The 16,227-nt window shown below is 43.4% G+C and carries 9 protein-coding genes; 1 reads left to right on the plus strand and 8 read right to left on the minus strand.

The genetic code is table 11. The annotated features are described in order from the left end of the window. Positions 1-35: 35 nt before the first annotated feature. The 4 genes from BMX95_RS12985 to BMX95_RS13000 all read right to left on the minus strand — a co-directional run bounded on the left by BMX95_RS12985 (position 36) and on the right by BMX95_RS13000 (position 8,356). On the minus strand, positions 36-3,263 hold the full coding sequence (locus BMX95_RS12985; RefSeq protein ID WP_081204786.1) for a SusC/RagA family TonB-linked outer membrane protein: 3,228 nt from the start codon (positions 3,261-3,263) through the stop codon (positions 36-38). Between the two features lie 167 nt (positions 3,264-3,430). Beyond that, positions 3,431-4,141, minus strand: coding sequence for a DUF3826 domain-containing protein (locus BMX95_RS12990; protein ID WP_165759124.1), 711 nt, complete (start codon positions 4,139-4,141; stop codon positions 3,431-3,433). Positions 4,142-4,670: 529 nt separating this feature from the next. After that, positions 4,671-7,088 (minus strand): beta-galactosidase GalB, encoded by a 2,418-nt coding sequence (gene galB, locus BMX95_RS12995; RefSeq protein ID WP_081204784.1) that lies wholly within the window; start codon positions 7,086-7,088, stop codon positions 4,671-4,673. A 167-nt stretch (positions 7,089-7,255) separates the two neighbouring features. Next, the gene (locus BMX95_RS13000; RefSeq protein WP_165759123.1) at positions 7,256-8,356 is read right to left on the minus strand and encodes a glycoside hydrolase family protein; all 1,101 of its coding nucleotides are present in this window, start codon (positions 8,354-8,356) and stop codon (positions 7,256-7,258) included. 171 nt (positions 8,357-8,527) lie between these two features. On the opposite strand from BMX95_RS13000, the gene BMX95_RS13005 reads away from it, so the two are divergent. Beyond that, positions 8,528-9,949, plus strand: coding sequence for a hypothetical protein (locus BMX95_RS13005; RefSeq protein WP_081204782.1), 1,422 nt, complete (start codon positions 8,528-8,530; stop codon positions 9,947-9,949). Between the two features lie 159 nt (positions 9,950-10,108). Here the strand turns inward: BMX95_RS13005 and BMX95_RS13010 are convergent, their stop codons facing one another. The 4 genes from BMX95_RS13010 to BMX95_RS13025 all read right to left on the minus strand — a co-directional run bounded on the left by BMX95_RS13010 (position 10,109) and on the right by BMX95_RS13025 (position 16,225). After that, complete coding sequence (locus BMX95_RS13010) at positions 10,109-10,471, minus strand: hypothetical protein (protein WP_133054096.1); 363 nt, start codon at positions 10,469-10,471, stop codon at positions 10,109-10,111. Between the two features lie 263 nt (positions 10,472-10,734). Next, positions 10,735-11,103: a hypothetical protein gene (locus tag BMX95_RS13015; protein ID WP_081204780.1), complete on the minus strand. Its 369-nt coding sequence runs from the start codon at positions 11,101-11,103 to the stop codon at positions 10,735-10,737. Positions 11,104-11,327: 224 nt separating this feature from the next. Continuing rightward, a complete protein-coding gene (locus tag BMX95_RS13020; RefSeq protein WP_081204779.1) occupies positions 11,328-11,723 on the minus strand; it encodes a hypothetical protein in 396 nt (131 codons plus the stop codon). Beyond that, the gene (locus BMX95_RS13025) at positions 11,717-16,225 is read right to left on the minus strand and encodes a DUF6443 domain-containing protein (protein WP_081204778.1); all 4,509 of its coding nucleotides are present in this window, start codon (positions 16,223-16,225) and stop codon (positions 11,717-11,719) included. Before BMX95_RS13025 ends, BMX95_RS13020 begins: the two co-directional genes overlap by 7 nt. Positions 16,226-16,227 lie beyond the last annotated feature (2 nt).

Here is a 16,227-nt window from a genome sequence, read left to right on the forward strand (position 1 = left end):
TTTCGTTTTCAAAAACTGATTTACAATCTCCTAAATTAAAATCCGAGGTTCACACCCAATGAATAAGTTTTCAAATTGGGATAAATATCATACGCGCCATCCGGTCCTTTCCAGCTGTACGGATTGTACAGAATGAATGGGTTCAGCGCAGTCAGCACAACACGTGCACTGCTCAGGCGTATTCTGTCTACATACTTTTTAGGAATTGAATAACCCAGATTTATGTTTTTCAAAGCCACTTGCGTAGCGCTGACTTGCCAGAAAGTTGAACTGGGATCAAGGCTGATTGCCTGCCAGTAAGGGTTAGGCATGCTTCCGGTTGGGTTCAACACAGGATCATAGATGTTGTTCCATATTTCAGGACGGCTTTGATAGTTCTGTCTGGTTGATGTCTTCATTGCTTTTCTGGCAGTACCATCAACTTCATTCCAACCACCAAATGAACCGGTTATTACCGCATCCAGTGTTATGCCTTTGTAACCTGCTTTTAAAGTAACGCCAAAGCCATAGTGGTTGCTTGCTTTTTTACTCAACTGAACCTGGTCGTTTGCGTCGATAATGCCATCAGGAGCAGCAAAAGTACCGTCTGCCTGTAAAGGACCTCTTACATCGCGATAGTACAACATACCTGGTTTCAGGTTTTTGGCCAATACCGGATTGTCTTTATCGAGGTTTACAGATTTAATCCCTTCTTTATTTACATAAGCATCAATTTCATCCTGGTTGTGGAACATACCCAGCACATCATATCCCCATTGACCAACGTCAGATGAGCCGCCATTTCTTTGGTTCCAGGGAGACTGCATGGAGATATCAGTGAAGTCACCACGCAACCATTTGTTATCAGACCAAACGAAGTTAACATTAGCACCATAAGTAAAGTCTCTGCCTACCCGATCATTGTAACCCAATCCGATCTCGTAGCCAAAGGCATTCATACGAGCCCAGTTTTCAGCAGCAACCGTACCACCTACAGTAAGCGGAATAGAAGCCGTTCTATTGATCAGCATTTGTGTAGAATGGTTGAAGAAACCCTCAAGGGTCAAAGACAAACGGTTATTCAGGAAACGGGCATCAATACCCAGGTTCTTTTTATCATCACTACTCCAGTGTGCATCAGGATTGGGCGAAGCTTCCATCTTCATACCGGTTGTTGTACCGTTAGCATCCTGACCGCCGAGTACAAGACCTTTACCATTCTGGAAAGTATAACGCTGGCGCCATTGCCATGCCTGAGTATCATCTTTACCCAGTAAACCCCATGAAGCTCTAATCTTCAAATAGTTCACTGCATTTGAATTCCAGAACGTTTCATTTGAAATTACCCAACCGCCACTCAGTGAGTAGAAACGGCCCCAATAATTTTCAGGAGCAAAGTGGGTAGAAGCATCTGTACGGAACAGGAACTCAAACAGGTATTTATCAGCAAAAGCATAGTTTAAACGACCGATATACCCCAATGTACCTGATTCAGAGCCTAATGTTTTAGCGTCGATGGCGCCAAACGCACTACTGAACTGACCGGTAGTACTTAATACAGGGTCTGCTTTCCATACATCCGCCTCTGTTGAATAGGCCTCACCTTTTTCAGCAGTTACCAGTGCACTGATGTTATGACGACCGAAAGTACGCGCATACGTCAGGTAAAAGTTCGTCTGTACCATTTCTCCGTTTACATCAGAGTAGTACAGGCGGTTACCATTTTGATACACTGCGCTGCTCTTAACCGTAGCACCGTCATCATAAATATGCTGATTTGTTCCGGTAAGGTTATAATCATACAAAGTATACTTCGTTCCCACCTGTGTTCCATTTGAAGTATTGAAGTTTCTTGCATAAGTAACTTTAGCCTTCAAACCCTTCACCCAGGGAAGTTCATATTCCGCATACAGGTTCAACATCAGGGTCCTGTTCTTGGTCTCTGTAATATTGCGCAACCTGTTCAGTTCATAAAAATTATAAGCACCCAGTTTATCATTTGAAGCACTGGGTAATTTAACTGGTAAATTATTTATAACAGGAGGAATATAGCGGGGAGCCACCAACAGGTTCCGGTAGTCATCATCCACATCTTCACTGTTCACCTTATTGAATGTTCTGTTGAGGTCGTCGAAGTTACCGGCCACTGTAATACCGGTTTTTAAACCGCTTGCTACAGTGATATCAGACCCTGCTCTTAAGGTATATTTTTTATAATCAACGAAACCAATGTTACCATCTTGTTTGTAATAGCTGGCATTGGCAAAATAAGTAGCTCTGTCGTTACCACCACTAACACCTACAGTGTGACGTTGGGTGTGCCCTTGTTTCCAAACAGGATCGAGCCAATCATAGTTGGTTGTCTTGAAACGCTCTAACTCATCATCAGAGAAAAAGTAATCCTGTGGTGAAGTTCCGGTATAGTTTTGCCCGTTAGGACCATTCATGATATTATAATATCTGGCATAGTCGTAGGCACTCAACATTTTGGTACGGTATGTTTCATCATTCACAGCATAAGAACCGCTGTATGTGAATTTAGGCGCACCGCTTTTACCACGTTTTGTAGTTACGATAATTACACCAGTAGCCGCTCTGGATCCATAAATAGCAGCAGCAGCGTCTTTCAACACTGTTACGCTTTCCACTTCAGAAGGATCCAGGTTGTTGAACTGGGTATCATCATTTTTACCATCGCCAGTAACCTGGATCATACCATCGATTACATATAATGGCTGAATACCACCACCGTCTTTTGTTGCAGTGATGGGGTTACGTACTGTAAGGACAGCCCTTGTACCCGGACGTTGTGTACCACCGCTTACAGACAAGCCCAACACGCGGCCGGCCAGTGAAGCGCCGAGGTTACCTACGGGCAGGTCTTCAATTTCTTTTGTTTTGATGGTTGAAACGGCTGCGGTAAGGTGGGCTTTCTTTTGAGAACCGTAACCTACCACGATCACGTCATCGAGCTGAGCATCACTTCTTGTAAGGCTTACCTCTACAGTAGGGTGATCACCTATTTTTACTTCCTTGGTATTGAAACCAATAGACGAAAACACGATCGATTGTTCAGGAGTAGCCATTACTCTGTATCTACCTTCTTTATCGGTAATTACATTGCCGGCCGTTCCTTTAACAACTACGGTTACGCCTGCTACGGGCTTACCATCGGGATCGGTAACCTGCCCGGTTACAGATCTCGCCTGGGCAAAGCCCCCTACTGTTATTACCAACAGCAGGAATAATGAAAGGGAAAACTTTTTTGTTAGTTGCAGATTCATACAGCATTAGTTTTTAGGACTGAAAAAAACTTTTTGCAATCTTCTTGCGGGTGAATGATTTAGGTTTTAACGAGACTGTCATACAATTATAAGTGAATGATACAGGGGAATCGTGTTATTTAAACACAGTTCCCGGTTGCTATTGAGAAATACTTAGTGAATGCTAGTTATTTACCTTGTTTGGCAGCTTCCTTCTTCTCGCGTATCCGTTCCATCCATTCTTTCTCTGCCTGCTTCATATCAACGCCGGCCTTAGCTAAATAATTGTTGATACGACCTTTGTATTTTCCAAACCACGCATGCTTTTTATCAGATGATTCTGCATCCATCGCATGCTCACGCGCTTCGGTTAACCAATCCACTATTTGCTTATTTTGCTCGGGGGTTAAATTAGGCAACATCTCATGATACGCCGTTAAGGTAACGTTCAATACGTTATAGGTCATACCATTTTTAATGCCTTCCACCTGTTCAGGCGTGCATTGTTTCGACAATTTAGCCAGGTATTTTGTGTGCAGTTTCTCGAGTTGCTTGTCGGCGTCGGCTGTCAGCTTGTCAATAGCAGCTTTATCATCAGCCGTTAATACAGTATCTTTTGTTTTGATGGCTTTGATCTTTGCATTACGCTCATCGTGTATACTACCCAGCGAGATGTACTGATCAGCTACAATTTCCGATACCTTTTTATTAAAGACAGCATCAGTACTACCTAACGCTGCAACGATCTTGTCAGCTCTTTTGGCAATTACTTCTTTGTACTCTTCTTTTGTTTGTGTGGGGGTAGTTGTTTGTGCGGAGACCAGACTTACAGACAGCACCATCATTAACATGGTAAGCGTCTTCAATGCTACATATAAACTTCCTGTACGTTTCATCATAGACATAGCGAAAAATACACCATCGGCCCAATGCCGAAAGTTCTTTTTCTTTTTAGTTAAGTATGCGTTTTATTTCTTACTAGCTTTTATGATTGTTTATAACGGGCCATGTATTCTATAAACAGTATATATTTTCAATGGATCAGGTTCCAGGAAACGTACATTCCAAAATGTGGGATCTAAGCCTGTCTTGTTGATTTGAAAAGATTTCGCAAGGAGAGTATTAATTTGACCGGATATTGCGCTGTTGATAATTGCTGGCGATAAAGAATGCCATATCAAACTTTGCGACTAAGGAAGACCGGGCAAGCAAAACGCTTCATATGCTCAATCGTTTCAAAATTCATCAGAATACAATGGATCAGATCAGGACCACTTAACCAATATTAGCATTGTCATCTGCTTACTATTCCTTTTAACTGAATAAAGGTACATGTGCCCCAATGGGTAAACAATGTAAGGTTTCACTAAAATGATGGAACATTTTACTATTCCTTAAGGTTTGCCCATAAACAGTTTTTAAACCATTTTATTGTGTCTGAAGTACAATATTTACTGGTGGTAAACCTGGTGAGGTAAATTTCACCTGAATTGATCCCGCTGCCGCTTTTGATTGAATGATGGCGAGGCATAAACCGTTGTAAGCCTTGTGGGAAGCAGCTTTAAACGATTCCATACTGGCGGGGTAGCCATTGTCCATTCCGGCTAAAGCGCCCATACCAACGATTTCTATGGTTATTTTATTGTCCGCAGCAGGCACTAAATTGCCATTTTTATCAACAATCCGAACGGTTATAAAAGAGAGGTCTTTTCCGTCGGCATGGAGGATTCTTTTATCTGGCACGATTTCCAGCTTTGCTGGTTCTCCCGTAGTATTGATAGTTTTTGTACTAACTATTTTGCCATTTTTACGGCTTACGGCTTTTAACGTTCCGGGCTCGTATTTTACCCGCCATTGTACGTGAAAATCAAGCGGTTGTTTTTTACGAATGCCCAATGAGCGGTTGTTCAGGTACAGTTCCACTTCATCGGCATTATTATAATAAGCCCATACATCCACTTCCCTGCCCGATTGCCAGTTCCAATGGGGCAGCAAATGCAAAACAGTTTTGCTGGTCCATTCACTTTGATACATATAGTAAGCATCCTTAGGAAAACCCGCGAGATCTATAATTCCATAGTAAGAACTTCTTGCCGGCCAGGGATAGGGCACCGGTTCTCCCAGGAAATCGAAACCCGACCATACAAACAATCCTGATAAAAATTCATACTGTTTTATGATCCGCCAGGTTTGTTCATGGGTTGAACCCCAGTACGCCGCTACATTGTCATAGGCGGAAACGGTATAATCCGGATTGCCATTCTCTACAAACTTTTGCCCTTTTAATGGCCAGAACCGCATACTATCAGCCGGCAGATCATAATGCCCGCGGCTTGCCAGGGCCGACATGGTTTCTGTGGCCAGGAATTTCTTCCCGGGATATTTCTGCAGAAAATCAGGATATAACTGCTGATTGTAATTCATGCCCATCAGGTCAAGGGCATTGGCCTGGTATATAAAGTTCTTGGTAGTGTCCGTCTCTGTAAGGGCCGATGTTACCGGTCTTGTGGTATCGAGTGCTTTTACAATACTTACCAGTTCTTTGGTAAGCGGAATGCCCGTGCTATCGAACTGTTCGCGGATCTCGTTACCAATGCTCCAGATGATCACCGAAGGATGGTTGCGGTCTCTTTTTACCTGATCTTCGAGGTCTTGTTTATGCCATTGGTCAAAATCTATGTTGTAATCGAACTTGTTCTTCTTCTTGTGCCACATATCAAACGCTTCATCCATCACCAGGAAACCCATTTTATCGCATAAGTCAAGCCATTCAGGTGCAGGCGGATTATGCGAGGTCCGAATAGCATTACATCCCATATCTTTCAGGATCTGTAATTGCCGCTCCATGGCCCGCACATTTACAGCAGCACCCAGTGCGCCCAGGTCGTGGTGCATACATACCCCCAAAATCTTCATTGGTTTGCCATTCAGCGAGAAGCCTTTTTGTACATCAAAATCAAAATAGCGAATACCAAACTGCGTTGCATATTCATCTACCACCTTGCCATTCACCAACACCCTGGTTACCGCTTTGTATAAATAAGGATTTTCCACCGACCATAATATGGGTTTATTGATAGCAGCTGTATAAGTATAGGCCGCTTTACCCGTTGGCCAGCCTGGTGCGCCATGCAACGAGGCGTAGCCTTTGCTTACCAGTTTACCCGATGCATCATAGATATAAGTGTTCAGGCTTCCATGCCCTAATTGACCGGAATTGTTGTTTATGGTTGACTGAATGTGGACCATAGCAATGCTACTACTTATATTAGGAGTAGTAATAAAAGTGCCCCACTGATCGATGGCTATTTTGTTGGTCAGCACCAGCCGTACACTGCGATAAATGCCCGAGCCGGTATACCAGCGCGAATTGGGCTGCAGCGAATTGTCTACTTTAACGGCAATTACCTGTTGGGCAGCTCCCGAATCAATATATTGAGTGATATCATAGCCGAATGAAATATAGCCATTAGGGCGTTTGCCCAGGTAATGACCATTCACCCACACTTCGCTGTTTCGGTATACGCCATCAAATTCAATAGATACATTCTGATGGGCGGCCGTTGCGGGCAAAGTAAATGTTTTGCGGTACCAGCCAATGCCGGTTGGCAAGGCTGCCTGGTTTGGCGTACCCGGATTTTTTTCACTGAACTCCCCTTCTATACTCCAGTCGTGCGGCAGGTTAAGCGCGCGCCAGTCATTATCACTATAACCAGGTTCTTTGGCAATGGACGTATCGCCCAACCAGAATTTCCAGTTGTTGTTGAAATCGATGACTGTGCGTTGGGCAGAGGCGATGTAGCTACTTAACAAGGCAAATACCAGAATATAGAAAAATCTTTTCATTTAGATGCTTTTAACAAGGGCAAGACCTGTAAGGTCCATCACAGGTTCTTGCATGATCAGAAAGTGTATTTGGACCTGACAGGTCTTGTTTCGGAAACGACCTGTCAGGAGCGCATAAACATTTTACTTGTTCAGATTCCGATGGCGCACCTTACAGGTCTTACTAATTACTTTACAAACTCTACTTCACTTTTACCAAGATCCTTCGAAGTTGCTACCGCAATACCTCTTTGATCCTTATTATTCACACCGCAGTAAAAATGGTATACAACGCCGTTATATTTTACCACGAACGATTTATGGGCAAAACGTTCATCGTAGGGAGTTGAAGATTCTATGAGGTTAGCGCCCTGCCAGTCGGTCCAGTGAACAAGATCATACGAGCAGGCAAAGCGGTTGAACGCGCCTTTACGGTCCTGCCAGAAGGCGCCAAAGTAAAACATTACATATACATTACCGATCTGTTGAATAACCGCATCGCCGGTAATTCCCACCGGATGGTGCATCACCGGTTCATCCAGGTAACGTTTCCAATGCACCATATCATCAGACACGGCCATACCAATGCGTTCGAACCAACGGGTTTTCTTATTGTCTTTCGCAGAATCGCCATTGGCATTATAATACATTACAAAAGGGTGACCCGTAATTTTTTGTTTATCCCAGATAACAGAACTCTTGAATTGCTTTTTATTCTCCCACCACCGCACATCGCTGTCTTTGGAGGTTAAAATGGGTTGTGCCTGCCGTTGAAATTCATGGGGCGTTGAAGGGGCTTTTGGCGAATAAGCCATACCGAGCGATAACAATCCGGCTTCGTAACCGGTTTCGCGGCCACCGAAATAAGACATCCAGTATTTTTTATTGTATGGCTGCCATTGGTAGCTGCCGCCAAACTGCAGATCCTGCAACGCTATATAACCGGCTTTCTGATTAGCATCCCACAAGGTAGAATCACCAGAAAAAGACATCAACCGGCCTTTTGTTGTCCAGTGCAGCAGGTCTTTACTTTCCGAGAGCCAGGTTTCATACCCGCGGCCATCAAAGATCACGTAGGTCATGAACCAGTTTTTTCCCTTGCGAAAAACGGTCGGGCAGTCGAGTTTTTTACCATTATCTGCCGGTACCACCACCAGTCCGTATTTATAAGGGGTTTTTACCTGATCATAAATACGTTGCATTGCCGAATCGGGCACGGTTGTATTGGTTTGCGCCCGGGCAGACAGCATACCTACCAGCAGTAAAATAACTCCGATGCTTTTTTTCACTCTCGTTGTTTTAATGTAGATGGGCGACCTGGTTAAAAAGTTGGCACCACCATCAATTTTTGCAAAGATATAAGCGTACGTAATACATTTATCGCAAGAAGACTGTTTTCCATGGCGTCTAAGACTTATTTACTAATTTTAACCCTATAATACTGCTCAAAATAAGCCGTCATGAAAAAACGCTTCCAGACCCCTAAAAAAATCACTCTTATTGCCCTGCTTGCTATTTCAGCATTTAAAAATACTAAAGCCCAGCCAATTGCCTTCCCGGGTGCGGAAGGTTATGGCAAATATGCAACCGGCGGCCGAGGTGGCAAGGTAACCGCAGTTACCAATTTACACGACGATGGCCCCGGCAGTTTACGGCAGGCCCTCACCGCTTACCCCGATGAACCACTTACCGTTGTTTTCCAGGTATCGGGCATCATTGACCTCACCACCCCAATAGTACTGAAAAGATCGAATGTAACCATTGCCGGTCAAACAGCCCCGGGCGATGGCATTTGTTTAAAGGGAAATTCCTTTATCATCAATGGGGCAGGCAAAGGCGGTAACCGGGGCAATATCATTATCCGTTACATCCGGTCAAGACCAGGCAGCAATTATTATCTGGGTGTGTATGGGCTCGACATAGAAAACTGTCACGATATTATTATCGACCACTGCTCGTTCAGTTGGGCCAATGAAGAAGTGGTAGCCGCCTACGACACTAAAAACATCACCATTCAATGGTGTATCGTAAGCGAAGGGCTTTATGAAGCAGGGCATCACAAAGGACACCGGTCATACGGCGGCGTTTGGGGCGGACAAAACGCTTCTTTTCACCACAACCTGTTTGCCCATTTAAACAACCGCGTAGTACGTTTCAATGGCGCCCGCGCCCACGACACCCTGGCGCTGGTTGATTACCGGGATAATGTCAATTACAACTGGGGCAGCAAAAACGCCTGTTATGGAGGTGATATAAAAATACCCGGTGGTGTTTCGCACGTGAATATCGTAAACAATTATTACCAACCCGGACCGGCAACAGCGGATACCCTGCAATTCCTGCATGCTTTATACGCTAAAAATCCTGATAATCGTGTAGGCGAATGGTTTATCGCAGGCAACTATATGGCAGGCAACAAAGAACTCACCCAAAATAACTGGAAAGGAGTTGATCTGTCAGAACTCCCTGAAGGCAGCCGCGCCATGGCAAAATCCGATACTGTTTTTCCCGTAATGCGCCTCTCCAATAACATGGTGGCCAAGGAAGCCTATAAAGCGGTACTGGAAGGTGCAGGCGCTACCTTGCCCCAACGTGATTCTACCGATATCCGTGTTATTTATGAAGTGCAGCACAAGATCGCTTCCGGACAAGGCGTATATGGTAAAGCCGGTATTATTGATAGTCCAAAGGCCGTTGGCGGCTGGGCCACTTACAAACAAGGTAAGCCCTTAAAAGATTCTGATGGTGATGGCATGCCTGATAACTGGGAGAAGGATCATAATTTAAATCCAAAGGATGCGAAGGATGGGAATGCGGTTACTACGGAGGGGTATACGAATTTGGAGGTGTATTTAAATAGTATAGGGACGCCTCAGTCTTAATTTGCAGTTATTAAGTTCGTTAGTTATTGAGTTTTTAAGTTTAAAATTCAGTTATAATAAAAGGGCTGAACATGTAATGAGTGCTCAGCCCTTTTTTATTTGTAATTATCCCTAATCGGTTGAAAATAACACGGTTCTGGAACTTCAAAGAGAACATTTTTACAGTTTGGTTTTAATAATATTAACATAACCATTTCCGCTTTTTGTCTTTACCATAAAAAACCAAACACTCTTCATTCCCTTAATAGGGGTTATTTCTTCATTAGAAAAATTATCTCTAAGAATTTCCTCCTTATCCTGTATTGTAAAAGATTCAATCTCTTTTACTTCCAGCTTTTTTATCCAAATATCTCTCGCCAGTTCCTTATCTATTGCTTCTATTTGACTGATATAAGTACCGCTAAGGTAATCCATGATAAAAGTGTATGTCCCCATATTATAAAATAATATCAATTGCTCCCTTTTACTTTTTAGTAAATGATTTTCTCCAGTGTTGTCCATTTTTCGTCTTGCATAATTCATCGCTGTTTCCGCTTTACCTATCGCTACTTTATCTTCTTTAGTTTTATTAGGCTTTGATTTTAGTAGTTCAATAAAGGTTTGTCTTGCTTCCTCGTATCTTTTTTGTGCAGCTTCCCTTGCTTTCTGGTTGGTACAATCAAACTTCAGCGTTTTGCTTTATATTGGAATACCCATTGTTTATTGCTTCGCCCGCCAAAGCTTTAGCGTAGCAGGACCAAATGCCAAATGTAGGATCGGAGCATCCCGATCCTACAGTATTTATTTTAAGAACATTTTGATAATTGTTTCCAGCCTGTGTCAGGCATATTCTCCAGTTTTATACAGGGTGGCACCGGTATATCTGGAGCTCTCCAGACTGAGGGTTTAGAGCTAGAGATCCTGAAGAACATCAGGTCGCCTTTCTTTAAGCCTCTTATATCTTTATAATTTGCACGATAACTCTCTTTATTATACTTATAGTAACAGGTGTACGAAACGCCATTTTTTACAGACGATGCTTCGGGTATATAGCCTACTACATACACGCCATCCTTTTCAATTAGGCACAGCTCTGACTGCCCCTTTAAATATAGAACCAGTCCGATGAGCGCCAGAGCGCCCAAAATATACAATTCAGCTTTATTATTTACCATCAGGTATCGGAGCTTCAAAATAGTAAAGGCACTTCAGAGCGCCGCGGCTTTATTGCCATTGTCCCCAAATTTTTATTTCCGGCTCATACCACAAGATTCAAATAAATAAACAGCTTAATAACTCAATGACACAAGCGAACGCTTGCACCAAGGAAGGGTGAGAAAAAACTGCTCCGAAGGGCGGCCTTAAGAACCATATTGTAAATCGATCCTAATTCAAAAGCTTACTCGAATTTGTGTTCTTTCCGTAACACGGACAAACGAAAAATTGAGCTATCAATAATTGAGGCACTTCCATCGTCGTTATTCATAACCTTTCTAACAAACAAGGAATCGCCATTACAATTATAATCAAAACCACCATATTCATCATGGCTTCCTATATAAACTCTAAAATTAACAGAGTCTGTGATATAGTCAGAATACAACTCGGCAGAATGGGCTCCTCCTGAAGAAACTAAATATTTTTCCCGCCAAATATTATTACAAACAGATCTCTTAACAAATAATTCCTTTTTGCTTTTCTTATCAATGCAGCTAATAATTAAAATCACCCCAAAAAGAATGATTACTGCAGTTATTGCCCATCCCTGCCTCCTGCAATTAATATGTTTTACCATAAACGATAATGCATACTGTTAGAAATGTTAATTCCACGGAAGGGTTGGGTAATACTATTTTTAGCATCCCGTATTCCAGTTCTATTCCAGTTGTAATCCCTTTCTTTGTCGCCAAAAGGTGGCCATAAATATGTACCGGGGAACAGCATCTTCAAATACTGCCCGTTTTTAATCATTTCAACAAGGCCTGCACCTTCGTATTGAATTAAACTTCCAATTTCCGCATGCCGCCCTGTAAATCCGGCATTATAATTACCAAAGTCAGCAGCGTTCATAGAATAATCTCCATACATAAATTTAGTTTCTTTTGAACTGTTCGCTGTATGATCATCCACATCATGTTTCCAGGCTATACCAAATATGGTTTTTTCATTGTCTTTATAATCCCAGTCCCCCCCTTTTTTTACCGTATTAGCCCACAATTCCAAACTCATCGCATCAGCATACTTACCATTCTGAGCAAGGATATTTTTAATAATTCCATCTGCCCGAATAGTTCCACCAATTTCACCGATCTTTTGGCCGCCTGCACTATGATCACTTTGGGTATATTTTTTTTCTACATCGTTTGTTGTAGTCCCAGCTGCGTGCACAAATACACTGTTATCCCCGTCATTGATATTGTTTAAAACTTTTCCTGATGGATCAATGTGTATTGACTCAACTTCCATTCCATCAGGATCAACAAATCTGATCGGATTGTCAAAACAGTAATTGTATGGCGAAAACCTACGCATTGTATCAGCCAAAGGATCCACCACATTCCACCTTCCTATCTGCGCATCATACATCCTCGCCCCATAGTCGTACCATTCCAATCCACCGCCATCACTGAACTCTTTATCCTGTTTCTCCTTGCCATTGTATTTATATTTATTCTCCAGGCTTCCCACTGCCTTCGAACTTATCCCCGCCATCGTTAACCCAAACGGATAGTAATGCGTTTCCTCCATTAATGGCCCCGTATGATGCGTTACCGCCAGATCGTCAAAGTACACACTCCAATTCTCCGTCTCATTGCTCACGTAAATATACAAATATCCGTTCTTAGTGATGTTGATACCGCTTTGTCCCAGCGTAGTAACCGTTTCCTCGGCACCCACAGGCATAGCGCCACTTTGCGGAAAGGTACTTACATATTTGAACTGCTCATCCACCAAAATCCAGTTAAGATAAGCTTTGGGTTTTCCGGGCAGGTCATTGTTATTATTCTGGCGGAACCCTGTCAGCGCACCCTTCAGCGGACTGTTAACCGGATCACTTAAATCGGCCAGAGTTCCTTTCGCCACTCCGGAAGCCGATACAATACCACCGGCCAGTGAGGCAAGGACATCATTGAACAGGTCTACGGTTGGTTGAGTAGTCCCACTGTGGTACAACGACCTTACGGCTACATCAACCACATCGCCTGCCATTACTTTCAACACAATGCCCGGTCCTTTCTTCTGCGTGCTTCCATTCACACGGGCGACCAGCGTATTAGGATCCACGGCCCCACCACCTGGAAAACCAGCTAATCTCGCCGAATACTGACTTGCATCCAGGTTATCGAACAACTGATTCTCCTGGGCACGGGCGCGGGACTCCATAGTAGCCACATAATTGTGCTGGTCATTTTGTTCGGTGAGCACCATCCGTACGTTACCCAAATGATCTTTTAAAAAGTAGTCGTACTCAAAGTGTGCAAGTATTGCACTGTCAGCAGGCACATATCTCATTCGTCCCTCTTCATGCGATATAAACAGCAACTTATCGGTGTAAGCCAGACTGCTCAGGTCCATATGCTGATATGACTTTGTTTCATATACGGCACCGCCTAAATAGGTGGTGATGGTCGTGTCGTTACCAACATATTGCTGATTGTTATAGGTTGTGGAAACATTGTACTCCACTACCTTTTTCTGCAGCTTGTTTCCGGCCGCATCATAGGTATAACTAATAACCCCTTTATCAACACCATTGTCGCCCTTTACAGCAATGGTAGCGGGCAGATTCAGGTGATTATAGGTAATCGGCCCGGGAGTGCTCATATTATCGCCTGGGTTAAGTGAAGCATCCCCTATCCCTTTATTAAGGTCCGTTACCATATTTCCATTGGCGTCGTAGCCGTAGTCATTGACACCTATCGTATTATTTTTATCATTAAAGTCGCCCAACCCGCTTCCTTTATCATCACTTACGGTCATGAGCTTATTACTTAATTCTCCTTTATAGTAATGATAGGTAAGGTTATCGATCGGTGCGCTACCGGTTATTTTCAAGCCCGACTGCTGCATACGAAGGATATTGCCATTGAAATCATAGGCTTTTGTGGGATCAAGCGTACCATCGCCCATCTTCACGGTAAAATCAACTTTGCTGTTGTTCCACAGATGGTCTTCCGCATTTTGTTGCGTAAAATCAGCCTCCAGCAACCGGTTGGCATTATCATAAATAAAATCATACTTACGCCGGATATCATCGCCATCACTTTTCCATAACATACCCGTGATATTGCCATTGTATGCTCCCTTTTTAAATAGCTCACCGGCTTTATTGGCGGTTTTATCATATCCCAACTCAAAACCGAATAGGGTACCGTCTGTTGTTTGTCCTTCGGTTGACAAATAATTTCGGTTTATACCCAATAACCAGCCACGAATGTTATAATCATAGGTGAGTTTTTGCAGTGGTTCAATGGAATAGTCAACGCTGTTTATTTTTTTCTTACCAACGTTTTTTTCCATTAATTGCCCCAATGCATCATACTTGTTATTCAGAATTTCTATTTCGGGTTTGTTTACGGCTACTCCATTGATCATGCTGCTGATCTTTTTGGTTACCGATGTAATCTGGCCCAGGTCATTGTATATGTTCTTAGTAACTATGATATGGGTTTGTGGATTGGAAGCTCCCCCTTTCTCCTGCTTTTGTACGGCCACCAACTGCTGGCCACTAAAGTTATATTGAGTAGTTACAATATCGACCCCATTGGTATTATTTGTACTTTTTACCTGTACCACCCTTCCTTTGTCATCATAAATGTTTACCGCGTACAGATATTGATTAGTGCCCAGCACATTGGTCTGCGTCCAGGTGACCATTCCACGGGTTCGACCGTTTTGGGTCACCGGTTCGGGATAAGGAAAACTACCATAGGCTGTATTCAAATAGTCACTACCGGTATACGCATTATCGATGGTCCCATTCAAACCACTTCCTGCCGGAATGGTAGTATAGGTATCATAACCGGTTTTACTCAGCAGCTCAAATGCAGCACCGCCTGGAATTGGATTGCCCCAAACCAACATACCTTCAACAGGTGACTCCTGGGTATTATTGTTGACGTAATCCTGCAAACCCGCAATTGTACCCGTCCAGGTGGTTAGACCGGTAATAACAGGCCGGTTAAGTTTGTCGTACAGTGTGGTCATCCATTTATTGGTCGCCTGCAATTTGGCATCCTGCGCAAAAACCAGCCGGTCACGTACATCATAGATCATATAGACCTCGCCTGCCCCGGGTACTTTTTTACGGGTCATTCGCTTACGCGCATCATATTCATACCGGAAACACAGTTCATTTAAGATATCTGTACTCAGGGTATTACCGGCCCCACCCTGCCGCCACAACTCAACTCCCTTGGGCTGTATCACCGCACGCAGTAAATTCAGGTCATCATAAATATAATAAGTACTCAGCCAGCCATCGTATCCTTTACCTGCACCATCATCTTTTACCGCTACACCGTTTACAGTTTCCAGTAACTGTACTTTCTTTAAGATCACATTGCCGTTCTTGTCTTTAAACTCTATAACCTGTTTACCATTCTCATCTTCGGTAGCGGTTTTACGCAACTCATTGGCCATATATGCCCCCGATACAGCGTAGGTCCCAAACCCACCGGTCACATCAGTTACATTCCATTTTTTAACATCATCGATAGCCGTATTCGTCCAGTAATTGATCTTTGCCCCCTTGCCATCGTGCACCCAACTATTACCCGGTGCATAAGTTCGTTGTACCCGGTTTAATGGTGAAGGCTCGAACTCTGTCTTACTATAATAATACAATTCTCCCTGTCCGTTAACGGGACTAATGCTGCCGCTGTAGAAATTTGCCTGTTCATTAAAGGGTGCAAACTTTAAAAAGCCATTTGTTTCCGTTGATACATATGGCATATATTTTCTGGACTCCCTTCCAAACTCATCGTAATCCACAGGAGTAACCAGATCTTTAGGTTCATTCGTTCCTTCTTTCCAGGACCCCTGTTTTATCACCGTCTGCAGGGGGCGACCAAGTCCATCTACGTATTGCGTAGTTTGCAACACGTCGCGCAACGGCCGTACAGTCATTGCAGACGGATCTGTCATGGGCATTTTGGCGTCCCAGGTGCGGATATAGTTATTCGGAGCAGGTATGTAACTATCAGGCATATATGGTGTAGCGTCCTGAGCTGACCCTATTGCGCTTGTTAGCGTACAGGTCACCACCAAAACAATGCGGCCGACATTTATATTCATAC

The sequence above is a fragment of the Niastella yeongjuensis genome (assembly GCF_900110245.1).
Lineage (GTDB): Bacteria > Bacteroidota > Bacteroidia > Chitinophagales > Chitinophagaceae > Niastella > Niastella yeongjuensis.

Excerpts from the sequence above, each read along its gene's own strand:
- BMX95_RS12985 (WP_081204786.1), bottom strand. The coding sequence starts at position 3,263 with ATGAATCTGCAACTAACAAAAAAGTTTTCCCTTTCATTATTCCTGCTG.
- BMX95_RS12990 (WP_165759124.1), bottom strand. The coding sequence starts at position 4,141 with ATGATGAAACGTACAGGAAGTTTATATGTAGCATTGAAGACGCTTACC.
- BMX95_RS13025 (WP_081204778.1), bottom strand. The coding sequence starts at position 16,225 with ATGAATATAAATGTCGGCCGCATTGTTTTGGTGGTGACCTGTACGCTA.
- galB (WP_081204784.1), bottom strand. The coding sequence starts at position 7,088 with ATGAAAAGATTTTTCTATATTCTGGTATTTGCCTTGTTAAGTAGCTAC.
- BMX95_RS13005 (WP_081204782.1), top strand. The coding sequence starts at position 8,528 with ATGAAAAAACGCTTCCAGACCCCTAAAAAAATCACTCTTATTGCCCTG.
- BMX95_RS13010 (WP_133054096.1), bottom strand. The coding sequence starts at position 10,471 with ATGAATTATGCAAGACGAAAAATGGACAACACTGGAGAAAATCATTTA.
- BMX95_RS13020 (WP_081204779.1), bottom strand. The coding sequence starts at position 11,723 with ATGGTAAAACATATTAATTGCAGGAGGCAGGGATGGGCAATAACTGCA.
- BMX95_RS13015 (WP_081204780.1), bottom strand. The coding sequence starts at position 11,103 with ATGGTAAATAATAAAGCTGAATTGTATATTTTGGGCGCTCTGGCGCTC.